Origin of the sequence: Kineococcus siccus (assembly GCF_009906795.1) — a bacterium.
GTDB lineage: Bacteria > Actinomycetota > Actinomycetes > Actinomycetales > Kineococcaceae > Kineococcus > Kineococcus siccus.
In genome coordinates, this window is sequence record NZ_JAAALN010000005.1 from 1 (window position 1) to 16794 (window position 16794).

The 16794-nt window shown below is 75.3% G+C and carries 14 protein-coding genes; 9 read left to right on the forward strand and 5 right to left on the reverse strand.

Annotated features, from left to right (window positions below):
- From GTR02_RS01605 to GTR02_RS01620, 4 genes are all read left to right on the forward strand, one after another.
- The coding region (locus GTR02_RS01605; RefSeq protein WP_166605727.1) for an IS3 family transposase at positions 1-647 on the forward strand (647 nt) is incomplete at its 5' end.
- 606 nt (positions 648-1253) lie between these two features.
- The gene (locus GTR02_RS01610; RefSeq protein WP_166605728.1) at positions 1254-2429 is read left to right on the forward strand and encodes a site-2 protease family protein; all 1176 of its coding nucleotides are present in this window, start codon (positions 1254-1256) and stop codon (positions 2427-2429) included.
- Between the two features lie 32 nt (positions 2430-2461).
- Complete coding sequence (locus GTR02_RS01615; RefSeq protein ID WP_166605729.1) at positions 2462-3571, forward strand: tRNA (adenine-N1)-methyltransferase; 1110 nt, start codon at positions 2462-2464, stop codon at positions 3569-3571.
- Positions 3572-3575: 4 nt separating this feature from the next.
- Positions 3576-4568 carry a bile acid:sodium symporter gene (locus tag GTR02_RS01620; RefSeq protein WP_166605730.1) on the forward strand — a complete coding sequence of 331 codons (993 nt, stop codon included), beginning with the start codon at positions 3576-3578 and terminating at the stop codon, positions 4566-4568.
- A 6-nt stretch (positions 4569-4574) separates the two neighbouring features.
- On the opposite strand, the gene GTR02_RS01625 is transcribed toward GTR02_RS01620, so the two are convergent.
- The 4 genes from GTR02_RS01625 to GTR02_RS01640 all read right to left on the reverse strand — a co-directional run bounded on the left by GTR02_RS01625 (position 4575) and on the right by GTR02_RS01640 (position 9100).
- Complete coding sequence (locus tag GTR02_RS01625) at positions 4575-5672, reverse strand: YihY/virulence factor BrkB family protein (protein WP_166605731.1); 1098 nt, start codon at positions 5670-5672, stop codon at positions 4575-4577.
- A gap of 63 nt (positions 5673-5735) precedes the next feature.
- Positions 5736-6887 (reverse strand): alpha/beta hydrolase, encoded by a 1152-nt coding sequence (locus tag GTR02_RS01630; protein WP_166605732.1) that lies wholly within the window; start codon positions 6885-6887, stop codon positions 5736-5738.
- A 15-nt stretch (positions 6888-6902) separates the two neighbouring features.
- Entirely contained in the window at positions 6903-7808 is a 906-nt protein-coding gene (gene kynA, locus GTR02_RS01635) for a tryptophan 2,3-dioxygenase (protein WP_338073507.1), read from the reverse strand.
- Entirely contained in the window at positions 7805-9100 is a 1296-nt protein-coding gene (locus tag GTR02_RS01640; RefSeq protein WP_166605733.1) for an aminotransferase class V-fold PLP-dependent enzyme, read from the reverse strand. Before GTR02_RS01640 ends, kynA begins: the two co-directional genes overlap by 4 nt.
- 275 nt (positions 9101-9375) lie before the next feature.
- Between GTR02_RS01640 and arc the strand changes: the two genes are divergently transcribed.
- A complete protein-coding gene (gene arc, locus GTR02_RS01645; protein WP_166605734.1) occupies positions 9376-11058 on the forward strand; it encodes a proteasome ATPase in 1683 nt (560 codons plus the stop codon).
- Positions 11059-11086: 28 nt separating this feature from the next.
- Here arc and GTR02_RS01650 read toward each other — a convergent pair whose 3' ends face one another.
- Positions 11087-11626: an NUDIX domain-containing protein gene (locus tag GTR02_RS01650; protein ID WP_166605735.1), complete on the reverse strand. Its 540-nt coding sequence runs from the start codon at positions 11624-11626 to the stop codon at positions 11087-11089.
- Between the two features lie 94 nt (positions 11627-11720).
- Here GTR02_RS01650 and GTR02_RS01655 point away from each other — a divergent pair, with 94 nt between their 5' ends.
- The 4 genes from GTR02_RS01655 (at position 11721) to dop (ending at position 16783) form a co-directional block, all read left to right on the forward strand.
- Positions 11721-13115, forward strand: coding sequence for an efflux RND transporter periplasmic adaptor subunit (locus GTR02_RS01655; RefSeq protein WP_166605736.1), 1395 nt, complete (start codon positions 11721-11723; stop codon positions 13113-13115).
- Positions 13112-13912 carry an ATP-binding cassette domain-containing protein gene (locus tag GTR02_RS01660; RefSeq protein WP_166605737.1) on the forward strand — a complete coding sequence of 267 codons (801 nt, stop codon included), beginning with the start codon at positions 13112-13114 and terminating at the stop codon, positions 13910-13912. Before GTR02_RS01655 ends, GTR02_RS01660 begins: the two co-directional genes overlap by 4 nt.
- Positions 13909-15105 carry an ABC transporter permease gene (locus tag GTR02_RS01665; RefSeq protein ID WP_166605738.1) on the forward strand — a complete coding sequence of 399 codons (1197 nt, stop codon included), beginning with the start codon at positions 13909-13911 and terminating at the stop codon, positions 15103-15105. Before GTR02_RS01660 ends, GTR02_RS01665 begins: the two co-directional genes overlap by 4 nt.
- A gap of 61 nt (positions 15106-15166) precedes the next feature.
- A complete protein-coding gene (gene dop, locus GTR02_RS01670; RefSeq protein ID WP_166605739.1) occupies positions 15167-16783 on the forward strand; it encodes a depupylase/deamidase Dop in 1617 nt (538 codons plus the stop codon).
- Positions 16784-16794 lie beyond the last annotated feature (11 nt).

The window sequence follows — 16794 nt, forward strand, 5'->3', positions numbered from 1 at the left end:
CGGCTGGTCTGCACGGTGTGCGCCGTAACGGCAAGCCGCCGCGTACGACGATCCCCGGACCACCGGACCACCGCCCCGACTTGGTCGAGCGCCACTTCCGCGCCGAGCGGCCCGACCGGTTGTGGGTCGCGGACATCACCTACATCCGGACCTGCTCGGGGTGGGTGTACGCCGCGTTCGTGACCGACGTGTGCACCCGCCGGGTCGTGGGCTGGCAGGTCGCGACCCACCTGCGCACGGAACTGGCCCTGGACGCTCTGCAGATGGCGTTCTGGGGCCGCGGCCGCGAGGGCGTCGACCTGACCGGATTGACGCATCACTCGGATGAGGGAGTTCAATACGTTGCGGTGAAGTACAGCGAGCGACTCGCCGCCGAGGGTGCGGTCGCGTCGGTCGGCTCAACCGGTGATTCCTACGACAACGCGATGGCCGAAGCGTTCAACTCGTTGTTCAAGGCCGAGTGCATCCGCAATCCTCACCTACCCGGCCGCGACGGTCCGTGGCGCGGCATCGACGACGTCGAGATCGCCGTCGCCGAGTACATCGACTGGTACAACCACCGCCGGCTGCACGGGGAGCTCGGGACGGTCCCTCCCGTGGAGTACGAGGCCCGGTTCAGCACTCACCCCGTCGCGGCTGGTGCCTGACCGGCGTGGCCTCACGCCCTCCATCGAACCCGGGCCTTGACGAGGTGCTCTCGCTGGGAGGTCCAGCGCTACATCGGCCCCGGGGGTCTGGACGGTGCGGCGATGCGGGTCTGCAGTCGCCGAGCCGAGCCGCGTCGTAGGCGTGCAGGCGCAGGGCCCCCTCGGGGGCAGCCGCCGGGACCCGCCTCGACGTCCTCGCGCCCGCTGGTGCCGGACGCCAGCGCCCAACCGGGCCAGCCGGTCGGCCACCACCCGCTGGGCCGGTTCCAGCCGTGAGCCGGTAACGGCCGCGGCGGTGTCGAACCCCCGCCTGAGGTCGTCGAGCTGGTCCTGTCGCACCCTGCCTCCCCACTCGAGGGTGCCGGGCAGAGGTGGACGCTGGCCACGTCATGTCGATCACCCTGCCTGGCCGTCCGACCCCCGCGACCAGCCGGTGACGTGGTCACGGTCGTGGCCGCCGGCCGTGTCGCGCGACCTGTCTCACCGCACGTCACGGCCGCGGGGCGGGCGATGTCGGCGTGAGGTCCGACACGGCCGACCGTGCGCGCGGGCCCGGCCGGGTGGTGCGCGGCGGGTCCTCGCCCGGGCGCCTCCTAGGATCAGGTGGTGTCCCCCGCCCAGCAGACCGACGACACCCCGGTGACCGCGGGGGGCATCAGGCTGGGCCGGCCCTTCGGCGTCCCGCTGCTGCTCGCGCCGTCCTGGTTCCTCTTCGCCGCGGTCATCGTCTACTTCTTCGGCCCGATCGTCGCCCGGCAGGTCGCCGGCCCGGCGGCCTACGTCATCGCCTTCTCCTACGCGCTGCTCCTGCTGGTGTCCGTGCTCGTGCACGAGATCGCCCACGCCGCCGCGGCCCGGTCGGTGGGGATGCGCGTCACGGGGATCGTGCTGAACGTCTGGGGCGGCCACACGTCCTTCCGCGAGGAGGCCGCGGGGCCCGGCCGCAGCTTCTACGTCGCCATCGTCGGCCCCGTCGCCAACGCCGTCGTCGCGGCGCTGGCGTGGCAGGCCGGGCGGCTGCTCGCGGAGCAGCCCGGCGGCGCGGGCGTCGGCGGCCTGCTGCTCGGCGCCCTGGCCCTGTCCAACGCCCTCATCGCCGTCTTCAACGTCCTGCCCGGCCTGCCGCTGGACGGCGGGCACGCCCTCGAGGCCGTCGTCTGGAAGGTGCGGGGCGACCGGCTGGCCGGGACCGTCGCGGCGGGCTGGGTCGGGCGCGTGCTGGCCGTCGCGGTGCTGCTCGCCGCCGTCGTCGTGCCCCGCCTGCTGGGTGGGGAGACCTCGCTGACGAACGTCGTCTGGGGCGGTCTCGTCGGCGCGCTGCTGTGGCAGGGCGCCTCGCAGGCCCTGCGGTACGCCACCCAGCGGCGCCGCGTGCCGGCCCTGTCCATGCGCGGCCTCCTGCGCCCGGCCATCGCCGTGCCCGCCCGCGCCACGGTCGACGAGGTCGTCCGCTCGGCCCGCGCCGCCATCGACGCCGGGGCCGCGCGGGACAGCGCGCGCGACCTCGAGGTGGTGCTCGTGACCGACGACGGCGTGCCCGTCGCCGTCGTGGACACCACCGCGCTGCGCCAGGTCCCGGAGGACCGCCGCAGCTCCCTGCAGGCCGGCGCCACCGCCCGCGCCCTGCCGCCGCGGGCCTGGCTGCCCGACGACCTCGCCGGTGAGGACCTGCTCTCCGCCGTGTCCGCCCGCCCGGGCGAGCACGTCGTCGTCGACCGCACGGGCCGCGTCGTCGGCCTGCTGCACACCGGCGACGTCGTCGCCGCCGTGACGTCGCGCTGACCGACCACCCGAACCACCCCGGAGGACCCCCCGTGAGCACCGACGTCCCGACGACCGCCCCGCCGACGGGGGCCACCTCCCGCCGCGGGCCCCTGCGCGAGGGGGAGCGCGTGCAGCTGACCGACCCCCGCGGTCGCATGCACACCATCACCCTGACCGCGGGTGCGGAGTTCCACACCCACCGCGGCCGGTTCACGCACGACGACCTCATCGGCCGCTCCGACGGGACCGTCGTCACGAACACGGCGGGCATCGAGTACCTGGTGCTGCGGCCCCTGCTCGCGGACTTCGTCCTGTCGATGCCGCGCGGCGCCGCCGTGGTGTACCCCAAGGACTCCGGCCAGATCGTGCAGATGGCGGACGTCTTCCCGGGCGCGACGGTCATCGAGGCCGGCGTCGGCTCGGGGGCGCTGACGATGTCGCTGCTGCGGGCCGTCGGCGACCTCGGCCGCGTGCACTCCTTCGAGCGCCGGGAGGACTTCGCCGCGGTCGCCCGGGGCAACGTCGAGACCTTCTTCGGCGCCCCGCACCCCGCGTGGACGCTGCAGGTCGGCGACCTCGTCGAGTCGCTGCCCGGCAGCGGGCTCTCCAGCGCCCGCGGCACGGGCGCCGACCGCGCCGTCCTCGACATGCTCGCCCCGTGGGAGTGCCTGGACGCGGTCGCCGACGCGCTCGTGCCCGGCGGGGTGCTGATCTGCTACGTCGCGACCGCGACGCAGCTCTCCCGCGTCGCGGAGGCCGTGCGGGGCTCCGGCCGGTGGACCGAACCGGAGGCCTGGGAGTCCATGGTCCGCGGCTGGCACCTCGAGGGCCTCGCCGTGCGCCCGGAGCACCGGATGGTCGGCCACACCGGCTTCCTCGTCACCACCCGCCGCCTCGCCGACGGCGTGAAGCCGCCGCTGCGCAAGCGCCGGCCCGCGCCCGGCGCCTACCCGGTCGTCGACGCCGAGGACGCCGCCCCGGACGCCCCCGAGGTGACCGACGACGACCCGGCGGCCTACGGCGTGCGGCCGGTCTCGGACAAGAAGGTGCGCAAGGCCGCGCGGATCGCCCTCGCCGGGGCGGCCGCGAACCGCGCCCCGGAGGCCGCCGACGAGCCGGGGGACGCGGCGGAGGAGCCGGCGGACGCGTCCGGCGAGTAGCCCCGTGCCCCGGTCCGCCCGCCGGCGGGCGCCCGGACGGCCCGACCCCTTCGTCGTGGCCGTCCTCGCCGCGGTCGGCGTCGCCGCCGTGCTGCCCGCGGGCGGGGCGGTCGCGGACGGACTCACCGTGGCGACCACGGTGGGCGTCGGCGGCCTGTTCCTCCTCTACGGCGCCCGGCTGTCCCCTGCCGAGGCCCTCGCCGGGCTGCGGGACTGGCGGCTGCAGGCGTCGGTGGCGGTCGCGACGTTCGTCGTCCTCCCGCTGCTCGCGGTGGCAGTGGCGGTGGCCGTCGGGTCCTTCCTCGACGACGGCCTCGTCGCGGGCCTGCTCTTCCTCGGGGTGCTGCCCTCGACGGTGCAGTCGTGCGTCGTGTTCACCGCGGTGGCCCGCGGCAACGTGCCCGGGGCCGTCGTCGGCGCCACGACGTCGAACCTCGCCGGGATCGGACTCACGCCCCTGCTGGTCGCGCTGCTGGTCGCCGGCGGCGCGGGCGGCGCGGGTCCCGACGCGGCCGCGGTCGGCCGCATCGTCGCGCAGCTGCTCGTGCCGTTCCTCGTGGGCCTCGCGCTCGGCCGGTGGGTGGGCCCCTGGGTCCGCCACCACCGCCGGGCCCTCACCCTGCTCGACCGCGGCGTGATCGTCGCGGTCGTCTACACGGCCTTCGGCCGCGGCGTGCGCGCCGGGGTGTGGGACGTCGTGACCCCCGGCGAGGTGGCCGTCGTCCTCGGCTGCTGCGCCGTCCTGCTCGGCTCGGCGCTGCTGCTGACGTGGTGGGTCCCGCGCACGTGGCGCGCGAGCCGGGCGGACCGCACGGCGATCCTGTTCTGCGGCTCCAACAAGTCGCTCGCGACGGGCCTGCCGATGGCCACGGTGCTCTTCCCGCCGCACGTCGTGGGTCTGGTGGCGCTGCCCGTGATCCTCTACCACCCGCTGCAGATCACGGTGTGCTCGATGCTCGCGACGCGTCTCGCGCGCCGGCCGGTCCCCGCCGGCTGAAGGCGGTCAGCGCTCGGGGCGGGCCGGCAGCCCCGCGCGCCCCGTCGCCGGGGCCGCGTGCCGCGACGCCTCGGGTGCCGCGACCGCCCCGGCCTCGGGGGTGGTCTCCCGCATGGCGACCTCCTTCTCGAACGTCACCGCCACCTGCTGGAAGCCCTTGAGGCCCTGGGCCCGCACCATGCCGGCGTAGGCGCGCTTGTCGGCCTCGGTGAGGTCGACGCGGTCGGTGAACGGCGTCAGCAGCGCCCGCGGGTACAGCCGGCGCACCCGGACGATGTCGGCCTCGATGCACAGCACGATCGCGATCGAGGCGACGAACAGGAACGCGATGAGCCCGATGACGACGGCGAACACCGCGTTGGTCGCGCTGGCCCGGCTGATCACCCCGCTGACCAGGCCTGCCCCGTAGTTCTGCAGGGCCTGCCAGACGAGGCCCGCGGCGACGGCCCCCGGCAGGATCGTGCGCAGCCGCGGGGGGTAGGCCGCGGCCAGCCGGAAGGCCGCGGCGAAACCCAGGATGTTCAGCACGACGACGCCGGCGCGGAACACCCAGCCGGAGGTGAGCGCCTGCCCGAGGCTCTCGGAGGCGCCGAGCCACCCGGCCAGGTCCGCGCCGACCGTGGAGATCACCGTGGTGCCGATGACGAACATCCCGGCCGTGGCGATGAGCAGCAGGCTGCGCAGGCGTGCCTTGACCGGGTTCGGGCGCTCGTTGCGCGGGATCGACCACGCGATGTTCACCGCGTTCTGCAGCGCGAGACCGACGCCCAGGGAGCCGTACAGCGCGCCCACGATGCCGACGGTCAGGCCGACGGTGCCGCCGCCCAGGCGGCCGGTGTCCCGCAGCGAGTCCTTGATGACGGGGAACTGCCCCAGGGCGGACTCGATGATCCGCTGCTGCAGCTCGGGATCCCCCTCGAGCGTGTACCCGAGGACGGTCGAGAGCAGCAGCAGCAGCGGGAAGAGCGACAGGAACGCGTAGATGGTGATGATCGCGGCGAGGTAGACGCCCTGGTCGTCGAAGAACTTGTAGACGACGGCGAGGGGGTAGCCGAGGACGGCGTGCCGGCGCTGGAAGCCGTCGACCCCCGACACGACCGACATGCGAACCCTCCGACGAACGGCCGCACGGCCGGGGACGCGCCCCGGGCGGGTCCGCGCAGGCGATCAGGGTACGGGTGCCGCGCCCGCGCGGGCGGAGGGACCCGCCGCGCCCAGCCGGGTGGCCAGGAGGTCCGCGACCCGCGCCCAGAGCGCCGAGGCGGGGTCGATGACGGCGAAGTGGTCGCCCGCGTCCTCGAGCACCACGACGTCGTCGCCCGCCGCGACGGCCGCGGCGGCGAAGGTCCGGCTCGCGTCCAGCAGGTCGAGGTCGTCGTCGCGCCCGCAGACGACCGCGAGGGGCGCGCGGACGGGGACGCGGGCCAGCGGCGAGGCGGTGGCGTAGACGTCCGGGACCTCGTCGGCGCGGCCGCCCAGCGCCCGCGCGACGGCGCCCTCGCTGAGCCAGCGCCGGTCCGCCGCGGCGAGGTCGAGGACGCCCGCGAGGGACACCGTGAGCGCCGGCCGAACGGCGGCGTCCGTGCCCGCGAGGTCGGCGGCGAGCCGGACGACCAGCTGGCCGCCCGCGGAGTGGCCGAGGAGGGCGACGCGGTCCAGGTCCAGGGGCGTCCCGGTCGCGGCGGCCGCCGAGAGCGCCTGCAGTCCGTCGGCCACGTCGGCCGTCGTGGCGGCCCACCCGTGCTCGTCGGGGCGGCGGTACTCGAGGTTCACGGCCGCGAACCCGCGCCCGGCGAGGTCGACGGCGAGGGCGTCCATGAGGTCGCACGCCCACCGCGAGCGCCAGTACCCGCCGTGGACGAGGACGGCGACGGGGTGCGGCCCGGGGCCCGCGGGCAGCCGCACCTCCAGGTGCTGGTCGGGGTGCGCGCCGACGGCGACCACGGCCGGTGGGGCGGTGGTGTCGTGGAACCACGCCTCGACGCCCGCGCGCAGACCCGCGAGGCCGCGCCCTCGCACGTGCCGGGTCACGGCGGGGGAGGTGTCGAGCGGGCCGGGGCCGAGGTCGACGCGGACCGCGGCGCCGGCGGGCAGGGCGGGGAGCAGCTGTGCGAGCGGCTCCGGGGTGGCGGCGACGACCAGGAGCGCGCCCGGGGCCGCCTCCGAGGTCGCCGCGGTGAGCTCCTCGGCGGTGGCGGTGGTGCGCAGGGTCCCGGCCAGGTCGCGGGCCGCGAGGGCCGCCGCGAGGACCTCGCCGGCCGTGCGGTCGTCGGTCAGGACGCCGGGCGCGACGACGACGGTGAGCGGGTCGGCGGTCATGGGTGTCCTCCGGGGTCAGCGGCCGATCTCGGTGCGCACGGCGTACAGCTCGGGGAAGAAGGTGAGGTCGAGGGCGCGGGCGAGGAAGCCGACGCCCGTGGAGCCGCCGGTGCCGCGCTTGAACCCGATGGTGCGCTCGACGGTCTTGAGGTGGCGGAAGCGCCACAGCTGGAAGTTCTCCTCCAGGTCGACGAGCTCCTCGCAGGCCTCGTACTCCTCCCAGTGCGCCTCGGCGTCCTCGTAGACGCCGCGGAAGACGCCGACGAGCTCGGGGGTGTGGACGTGCGCGAGCGTGACGTCGCGCTCGAGCAGCGCGGCCGGGACGGGGTGCCCGCGGCGGTGCAGCAGGCGCAGGAACTCGTCGTAGAGGCTGGGGGCGTGCAGGAGATCCTGCAGCAGGCCGTGCTCGGCGGGGTCGTGGCGGAAGACGTCCAGCATCGCGGCGTTCTTGTTGCCCAGCACGAACTCGACGGCCCGGTACTGGTGGGACTGGAAGCCCGAGGAGTTGGCGAGGAACCCGCGGAACTGCGCGTACTCGGTCGGCGTGAGGGTCGCCAGCACCGACCACTGCTCGGTCAGGGTGCGCTGGATGTGCTTGACGCGCGCGAGCTCCTTGAGCGCGGGCCGCAGCTCGTCCGCGGCCAGGTGCGCTGCGGCGGAGCGCAGTTCGTGCAGGACGAGCTTGAGCCAGAGCTCCGAGGTCTGGTGCTGGACGATGAAGAGCATCTCGTCGTGGTGCTGCGGCTGCGAGAGCGGGTGCTGGGCCGCGAGCAGCTCGCCGAGGTGCAGGTACTCGCCGTAGGACATCTCGCGGGTGAAGTCGGTGACGACCCCGTCCTCGACCGCGCGGGTGTTGCCCCCACCGGCCGCCCCGCTCCCACCGGCCGCCCCGTCCCCACCGGCCGTGGCGTCGGCGGTCACGACGTGGCGCCCACGGCGGCGCTCGTGCGGTCGTCGGCTCGCGGCGGACCCTCCGCGAGGACCTCGCGCAGCACGACGAGGCCGTCGTGGACCTCGCGGAAGCTCGTGCTGAGCGGGGCGAGGCCGATCCGCAGGCCGCCGGGGTCGCGGTAGTCGGGAAGGACGCCCCGCTCCCACAGCGCCGCGGTGACCTCGCGGAAGTCGCTGCGCGCCAGCGTCACGTGGCCGCCGCGGTGCGCAGGGTCGCGCGGGGAGGCGACCCGGACGCCCGAGCCCGCGAACCAGTCGTCGACCACGTCGAGGACGAAGCCGGTCAGCTGCAGGGACTTGGCGCGGACGGCGGGCATGCCGGCGCGCTCGACGAGGTCGAGCCCGCAGCGCAGCGGCACCATCCCGAGGATCGGCGGGGTCCCGCTGACCAGCCCGCGGGCGCCCGCCGCGGGCGTGTAGCCGGGGCCCATCCGGAACGGGTCGGCGTGGCCCATCCAGCCCTGCACGGGCTGCTGCAGGACCCCGTGGTGGCGCGTGGCGAGGTAGCCGAAGGCGGGGGAGCCCGGACCGCCGCACAGGTACTTGTAGGTGCAGCCGACGGCGAGGTCGACGCCCCAGGCGTCGAGCTCGAGCTCGACCGAGCCGGCGGAGTGGCTCAGGTCGAACAGGACGACGGCGCCGGCGTCGTGCACGGCGCGGGTGATCGCGGCGGCGTCGGCGACGTGGCCGGAGCGGTAGGCCACGTGGCTGAAGGTGGCCAGGGCCGTCGCGGGCCCGACGGCCGCGCGGACCTGCTCGACGGTGATCCCCGCCGCGGGGTCGGTCTCGATCCAGCGCACCGTCAGGCCCCGCTCGGCCGCGATGCCCTCGAGCACGTAGCGGTCGGTCGGGAAGTTGTCGGTGTCGGTGACGATCTCCGTGCGGCCGGGGCCCGCGGCGTCGACCGCGGCGCGGGCCAGCTTGTAGAACAGCACGGTCGTGGAGTCGGCCACGACGGTCTGGCCCGGCGCGGCGCCCAGCACGACGCGGCCCAGCTGGTCGCCGACGACCTCGGGCCACTGCATCCAGCCCTCGCTCCAGCCGCGGATCAGGCGCCCGGCCCAGGCCGTCGAGACGAAGTCCCCGATCGCCTCGGCCGCGGCGCGCAGCGGCCGGCCGAGGGAGTTGCCGTCGAGGTAGGCGACGACCCCGGGGTCCGCGTCCAGCAGGAACTCACCGCGCAGGCCGGCGAGCGGGTCGGCGGCGTCCAGCGCGTCGGCGCGCTCGCGCCAGCGGGAGTCTGCGGGCGGTGCGGCGCTCACGGGGGCCCTCCTGTTCGGGAGGGCGGGGGCCGCCCTCCTCGCGGCACGCTACCGCCCGCCCGGCGTCCGCGGCCCGGCCCGTCACCGCGCCCGGCCCGGCCCGTCATCGCACCCGGCCCGCCCCGTGACCGCCGCGGCGCGGGGCCTGACGCGCCGGTCGCATCCACCGTGCGGGGTGGCGTGCTCGGGTTAGTGTCGAGGGCATCCACCGCTCACCGCGGCCCGGTTCGCACGGGGGACCGGGGGCCGGGAGCGGCGACGACGGGAGATGCGCCATGACGGAGCCTCAGCGCCGCTTCGGCGGCGGTGCCGAGCGGGACGCCCGCCAGACGGCCCTGCTGGAGGAGCAGCTCGCCGCTGCCCGCACGCGCCTCGCCCAGGTGAGCGCGCAGAACGACCGCCTGGCCGGCACGCTGCGCGAGGCGCGCGACCAGATCGTGTCGCTGAAGTCCGAGGTGGACCGCCTCGGCCAGCCCCCCGCCCAGTACGCAACCTTCCTGGAGGCGCTGGAGGACTCCACGGCCGACGTCATGAGCTCGGGGCGCCGGATGCGCGTCGCCGTCAGCCCCGCCGTCGACCTCGCCGCGCTGCGCCCGGGGCAGGACGTCATGGTCAACGAGGCCATGAACATCGTCGCGGCGTGCGCCTACGAGCGCGTCGGTGAGCTGGCCTCGGTCAAGGAGGTGCTGCCCGACGGGCGCGCGCTCGTCCTGGCCCGCGCCGACGAGGAGCGCGTCGTGCGCCTGGCCGGGCCGCTCATGGACGGCCCGCTGCGCATCGGCGACTCCCTGACCATCGACACCCGCTCGGGCTTCGCCTTCGAGCGCATCCCCAAGGCCGAGGTCGAGGACCTCGTCCTGGAGGAGGTGCCCGACATCGACTACACCGACATCGGGGGCCTGGGCCCGCAGATCGAGCAGATCCGCGACGCCGTCGAGCTGCCCTTCCTGCACGCCGACCTGTTCCGCGAGCACGGCCTGCGCCCGCCGAAGGGGATCCTGCTGTACGGCCCGCCCGGCTGCGGCAAGACGCTCATCGCCAAGGCCGTCGCCAACTCCCTCGCCAAGAAGGCCGCGGCGCTGCGCGGGGAGAGCCAGGCGAAGAGCTACTTCCTCAACATCAAGGGCCCGGAGCTGCTCAACAAGTACGTCGGCGAGACCGAGCGCCACATCCGGCTGATCTTCGCCCGCGCGCGGGAGAAGGCCAGCCAGGGCACGCCCGTCATCGTGTTCTTCGACGAGATGGAGTCGCTGTTCCGCACCCGCGGGTCGGGCGTCAGCTCCGACGTCGAGACGACGATCGTGCCGCAGCTGCTGTCCGAGCTCGACGGCGTCGAGCTGCTGGAGAACGTCATCGTCATCGGCGCCTCCAACCGCGAGGACATGATCGACCCGGCCATCCTGCGCCCGGGCCGCCTCGACGTGAAGATCAAGATCGAGCGCCCGGACGCCGAGAGCGCTCGCGAGATCTTCGCGAAGTACCTCACCACCGGGCTCCCGCTGCACCCCGACGACGTGGCGGTCAACGGCGGGGTGCCGCAGGCCGCGGTGGACGCCATGATCCAGGCGACCGTGGAGCGGATGTACACCGAGAGCGAGGAGAACGAGTTCCTCGAGGTGACGTACGCGGGCGGCGACAAGGAGGTCCTGTACTTCAAGGACTTCAACTCCGGCGCGATGATCCAGAACATCGTGGACCGCGCCAAGAAGATGGCGATCAAGGACCTGCTGCAGCTGCAGCAGCGCGGTCTGCGCGTCGACCACCTCCTCGCGGCCTGCGTGGACGAGTTCAAGGAGAACGAGGACCTCCCGAACACGACCAACCCCGACGACTGGGCCCGGATCTCCGGCAAGAAGGGGGAGCGGATCGTCTTCATCCGCACCCTGTTCCAGGGCAAGAAGGGCACCGAGGCCGGCCGGTCGATCGACACGGTCGCCAACACGGGGCAGTACCTCTAGGCCCGCCGCGTCGTCCGCGACCGGGTCGTCAGCCCGTCGCCCACCCGGGCCACTGCGCGAGCAGGGCCCGGGTGTCGGGGACGAACGGCCAGCCCGGGTCGGCGAGCGCCGCCCGCAGCTCGGCCGGCGTCGTCCACCACGCCGCCTCCACCTCGCTGGGCTGCAGCGTGAACGGCCGGCCGTCCCACCGCGCCTCGTAGACGTGGGCCAGGTAGTGGGTGTGCTCGTCGCGGTACCAGCGGCGCAGCACGGGCCGCAGGGGGACGCCGCGGACCCCGAGCTCCTCGGCGAGTTCCCGCGCGGCCGCCTCGTCGGGCTCCTCCCCGGCCGCGAGGACCCCGCCCGCGAAGCAGTCGTGGGCGCCGGGGTAGACGTCCTTCGTCCTCGTGCGCCGGTGCACCAGGACGCGTCCGGCGTCGTCGCGCAGCAGGACCCCCGTGGCCGCGTGCGGGAGGTTGCCCGCGCGCACGCGTTCCCGGGTGGCGACCCCGACGACGCGGCCCGCGAGGTCGTCGGGGTCGCGGACGTCGACGAGTTCCGCGGCGGCCTGCTGCGTGGGATCGGTCACACCGCACGCTACGACGCGCCTCCACCGGAGGGTGGACACGGGCGGCACCGAACGCCGGACCGGTCGCGCCCGCACGAACGCTTACATTGACGGCGTGCGCGCCGAACCCGTCCCCGTCCGTCCGCGGGCTCTCCTGGGAGGGCTCGCCGCAGCCACCCTGCTGCTCGCGGGGTGCAGTTCCGACGAGGCCCCGACCGTCCGGACCGCCGCGGTCCAGCGCGGTGACGTGACCGAGGTCGTCGAGGCGCCGGGCACCGTCCAGCCGCGGGCCTCGTCCGCCGTCTCGGCCCCCGCGTCGGGCACGGTCGCGACCCTGCTGGTCGGCGACGGGCAGGAGGTGCAGGCGGGGCAGGTCCTCATGACCATCGACTCCCCGCAGGCGCGGGCCACGCTGGAGCAGGCGGAGCAGGCCGACCGCGACGCCGCGGCCTCGTCCTCGCCGGCCGGCGGCTCCACCGCCGACGCCCGCCGGCTGGCGGCCTCGCAGGCCACGGCCGACCGCGAGGCGCAGGCCCGCTTCGCCGACGCGCAGGCCGCGGCCGAAGCGCTGACCGACCCGGCGGCGCGGGCGCAGGCCCTCGCCGCCGTGCAGACGTCGAAGACCCAGTACGACCTGCTGACCCAGCAGACCCGGGCCCTGCTGCAGCAGGTGCAGTCCGGTCTGGGTGACCTCGGCGGGGCCGTCGCGTCCCTCGGGCAGGCGCAGCGCCTGCAGACCCGGGCTGCGGTGAGCGCCGCGCAGGCCACCGTCGAGGCGTTGACGGTGAAGGCGCCCATCTCGGGCCGGGTCTCCCTCGCCGCGACGGGTGGCGGCGGGGGCGGGGCCGCGCTGCCCGCGGGCGCCGAGGGGCTGCTGCAGTCCAGCGGCATCACGCTGCCGCAGGGGGCGCTGTCGGGGGCCGGTGGTGGTGCCGCTCCCGCGGCCGGCGCGCCCGTCCTGGCGCAGGGCGCGGCCGTGGCGTCCGGGTCGCCGCTGCTGACCGTCATCGACGCCTCCGTGCTCACGGTCACCGCGGACATCGACGAGAGCGACGTCCTGCAGGTCGTGCCGGGCGTGAAGGCCGACCTGTCGATCTCCGCCGTGCAGGGGTCGACGTACGGGGCGACGGTCACGAGCGTGGACCCGTCGGCCTCCTCGGCCGGTGGCGGTGCCGTCACCTACACGGCGCGGATGAGCTTCGACGGCGGGACGACCACCGCGGGCTCCCCCGCACCCGCCCCGCTGCCCGGCATGACCGCCGAGGTGTCGCTGCGCGTGAAGGAGGCACCGGGCGTCGTCGAGGTGCCCGCGGCCGCCGTGCTGCGCGGGCAGGACGGGCGCAGGGACGCCGTCTGGGTCGTCGGGACCGGAGGGCGCGCGGAGCGGCGCGACATCACGATCGGCGCCCGCGGCGAGGACGACGTCGAGGTCACCGAGGGGTTGCGCACGGGGGAGACGGTCGTCGTGCAGGGCGTCGACGACGTCACCCAGGGCGAGCAGCTGCCGTGACGGCCGCGGACACCGAGGGCAGCACCGGCACCACGGGCGGGCCGGGCCGCGGCCCGGCGATCGAGGCCGTCGACGTCACCCGCAGCTACGACCTCGGCGGCACCGTCGTCGACGCGCTGCAGGGTGTCAGCTTCGTCGTGGCGGAGGGCGAGTACGCCGCCATCGTCGGGCCCAGCGGCTCCGGCAAGTCGACGCTCATGCACCTGCTCGGCTGCCTGGACCGGCCGAGCTCGGGCGTCCTGCGCGTCGGCGGCCGCGACGTGCTGGAGCTCGACGACGCGGAGCTCGCCGACCTGCGCAACCGGGAGATCGGCTTCGTCTTCCAGTCCTTCCAGCTGCTGCCGCGCTCGACCGCGCTCGACAACGTCGGGCTGCCGCTGCTGTACCGGGGGACCCGGCGCTCCGAGCGGCGCGAGCTCGCGGAGGCCTCGCTGCGCGCGGTCGGCCTGGGTCACCGGCTCACCCACCGCCCGAACCAGATGTCCGGCGGGGAGCAGCAGCGCGTCGCCATCGCGCGCGCCCTGGTCGGCAGCCCGCGCATCCTCCTGGCCGACGAGCCGACCGGGAACCTGGACACGCGCAACGGCGCCGAGGTGATGCGGATCCTCGAGGAGCTGAACGCCGAGCAGGGCGTCGCGGTCGTCCTCGTGACGCACGACGACGAGGTCGCGGGCCGTGCCCGCCGGCAGGTCCGCGTGCGCGACGGCCTCGTCGAGCGCGACACCGCCCTGGAGCCGCCCGGGACACCCCGGGTGACGGCCACCGCCCGCCACGCCGCCGCGGAGCAGGGGGCGTGAAGGGTCTCGAGGCGTTCCGCGTGGCCTTCGACGCGCTGCGCGGCAACCGGCTGCGCAGCCTCCTGACGATGCTGGGCATCATCATCGGCATCGCGGCCGTCATCGTCGTCGTCTCGATCGGTGCGGGCGCGCGGGAGCAGATCGAGTCCCAGGTCGAGGGGCTCGGGTCCAACCTCGTCCTCGTGGTGCCCGGCCAGCTGGACACGGCGAACCCCGGCCAGGGCGCCGCGGCCGCCTCGCCCATGCAGCTGTCGGACGCGGCCGTGCTCGGTGCCGTCGTCGGCGACGACGGCGCGGTCACGGCGCGCGTGTCCTCGGCGGCGCAGGTCCGGGCGGGCAGCCGCGAGGGCTACGTCACCGTGCAGGGCTCGGACCAGAACCTGCCCTACGTGTTCACCCGCCCCGTCGACCAGGGCGAGTTCTTCACCCAGGGCGACGTCGAGACGCGGCAGCGGGTGGCGGTCCTGGGGTCGGCGACGTCCGCGAACCTGTTCGCGGGAGCCGATCCCGTCGGACGCCAGATCACGCTCGCGGGCACGCGGTTCCGCGTCGTGGGCGTCCTCGCCGAGCAGGGCGAGTCGTTCGGGGTGAGCCAGGACAACGAGGTGCACATCCCCATCACGACGGCGCAGCGCCTCTTCGGCATCGACCGCGTCGACGCGTTCGCCGTCAAGGCGCCCAGCGCGGCCGACGTCCCGGCGCTGTCCCGCGGCCTGCGGCAGGCGCTGCGCGAGGAGTACCCCGACCAGGAGTTCAGCGCGGTCACCCAGACGCAGATCCTCGGGGTGATCGGCGACATCCTCGGCCTGCTCACCGCGGTGCTGGCGGCGATCGCGGGGATCTCGCTGCTCGTCGGCGGCGTCGGGGTGTCGAACATCATGCTGGTGTCCGTCCGCGAGCGCACCAAGGAGATCGGGCTGCGCAAGGCGCTGGGCGCCCGGCAGCGCGACGTCCTCACGCAGTTCCTCGTCGAGGCCGTGCTGCTCACCAGCGTGGGCGGCGTGATCGGGATCGTCGTCGGCGTCGGCGGGTCGCTGCTCGTGAACTCGCTCTCACCACTGCCGGCCAAGGTCGAGTGGTGGTCGCCCGTGGTCGCGTTCGTGGTCTCCGCGGCCGTCGGCATCTTCTTCGGCGTGTTCCCCGCCCGCCGCGCGGGCCGGCTCGACCCGGTCGTGGCGCTGCGCACCGACTGACCCACCGACGGGCCCACCGACTGCCGCCGGCCCGTCGCGGGCCACCGCGTAGGGTCGCCGGGTGAGCGTCCGCAGAGTCACCGGCCTCGAGACCGAGTTCGGCATCTCCGTCCCCGGCGACCCGGGCGCGAACCCGGTGCTGCTGTCCGCGCAGGTCGTCAACGCCTACGCGGCCCCCGCGGCGGGGACGATGTCGAAGGCCCTGCGGGCCCGCTGGGACTACGAGGACGAGGCGCCGCTGCGCGACGCGCGCGGCTTCGAGGTGGACCGCGCGCGCGCCCACCCCTCGCAGCTGACCGACGGCCGCGGTGACGCCGCACGGGCCCGCTCGGGCGGGCGGCGCTCGGCGCCCAACGCCTCCGACGTCGTGGCGGCCGAGACCGACGACCCGACCATGGCGAACGTCATCCTCACCAACGGGGCGCGGTTCTACGTCGACCACGCGCACCCGGAGTACTCCTCCCCGGAGGTCCTCACGCCGCGCGACGCGGTCCGCTGGGACAAGGCGGGCGAGCGGATCGTGCTCGAGGCCCTGCGTCGCGTCGGGGCCACCCCGGGGCTCGCGGCCGTCACGATCTACAAGAACAACACCGACGGCAAGGGCGCCTCGTACGGCACGCACGAGAACTACCTCATGGACCGCGCGACCCCGTTCGCCGACGTGGTCCGCCACCTGACGCCGTTCTTCGTCTCGCGGCAGGTCGTCGCGGGCGCGGGGCGCGTGGGCCTGGGCCAGGACTCCGCCACCGCGGGCTTCCAGGTCTCCCAGCGCGCCGACTTCTTCGAGGTCGAGGTCGGGCTGGAGACGACCATGAAGCGGCCCATCATCAACACGCGCGACGAGCCGCACGCGACGGCCGACAAGTACCGGCGCCTGCACGTCATCATCGGCGACGCGACGATGTGCGAGGTCGCGACCCTGCTGAAGGTGGGGACCACCTCCCTCGTGCTCGACGCGCTCGAGGCGGGCGCGCTGGACGCCGGCCCCGCGGCCGGGCTGCTGCTGGCCGAACCCGTGCGGGCCCTGCACGAGGTCTCCCACGACCCCTCGCTCACCCACCTCGTGCGCCTGCGCGACGGGCGCAGGCTCACCGCGGTGCAGCTGCAGTGGGCCTACTTCGAGGCCGCCGCCGCCTTCGTGGCCGACCGCACGGGCGCCGACACCGACGCGGACACGCGCGAGGTCCTCGAGCGCTGGGAGTCCGTCCTGACGCGCCTGGAGCGCGACCCCTTCCTGTGCGCCCGCGAGCTGGACTGGGTCGCGAAGCTGCGGCTGCTGGAGGCCTACCGCTCGCGCGACGGCCTCGCGTGGGACCACGCCCGGCTGCAGGCCGTGGACCTGCAGTGGTCCGACGTGCGCCCCGAGAAGGGCCTGCACCACAAGCTCGCGCAGCGCGGCGAGGTCGAGACGCTCGTCGCCGAGGAGCACGTCCGGCACGCCGTCGACCACCCGCCCGAGGACACCCGCGCGTACTTCCGCGGCGAGTGCCTGGCGCGCTACGGGCCGCGGGTGGCCGCCGCCAGCTGGGACTCCGTGATCTTCGACGTCGCCGGGCGCGGCGCCCTGCAGCGGGTGCCGACGCTGGAGCCGCTGCGCGGGACCCGCGAGCACGTGGGCGCCCTGCTGGACCGCTGCACGACGGCCGAGGAGCTCGTCGCGGCGCTCACCGGCGGCTGAGGCCGGCCCCG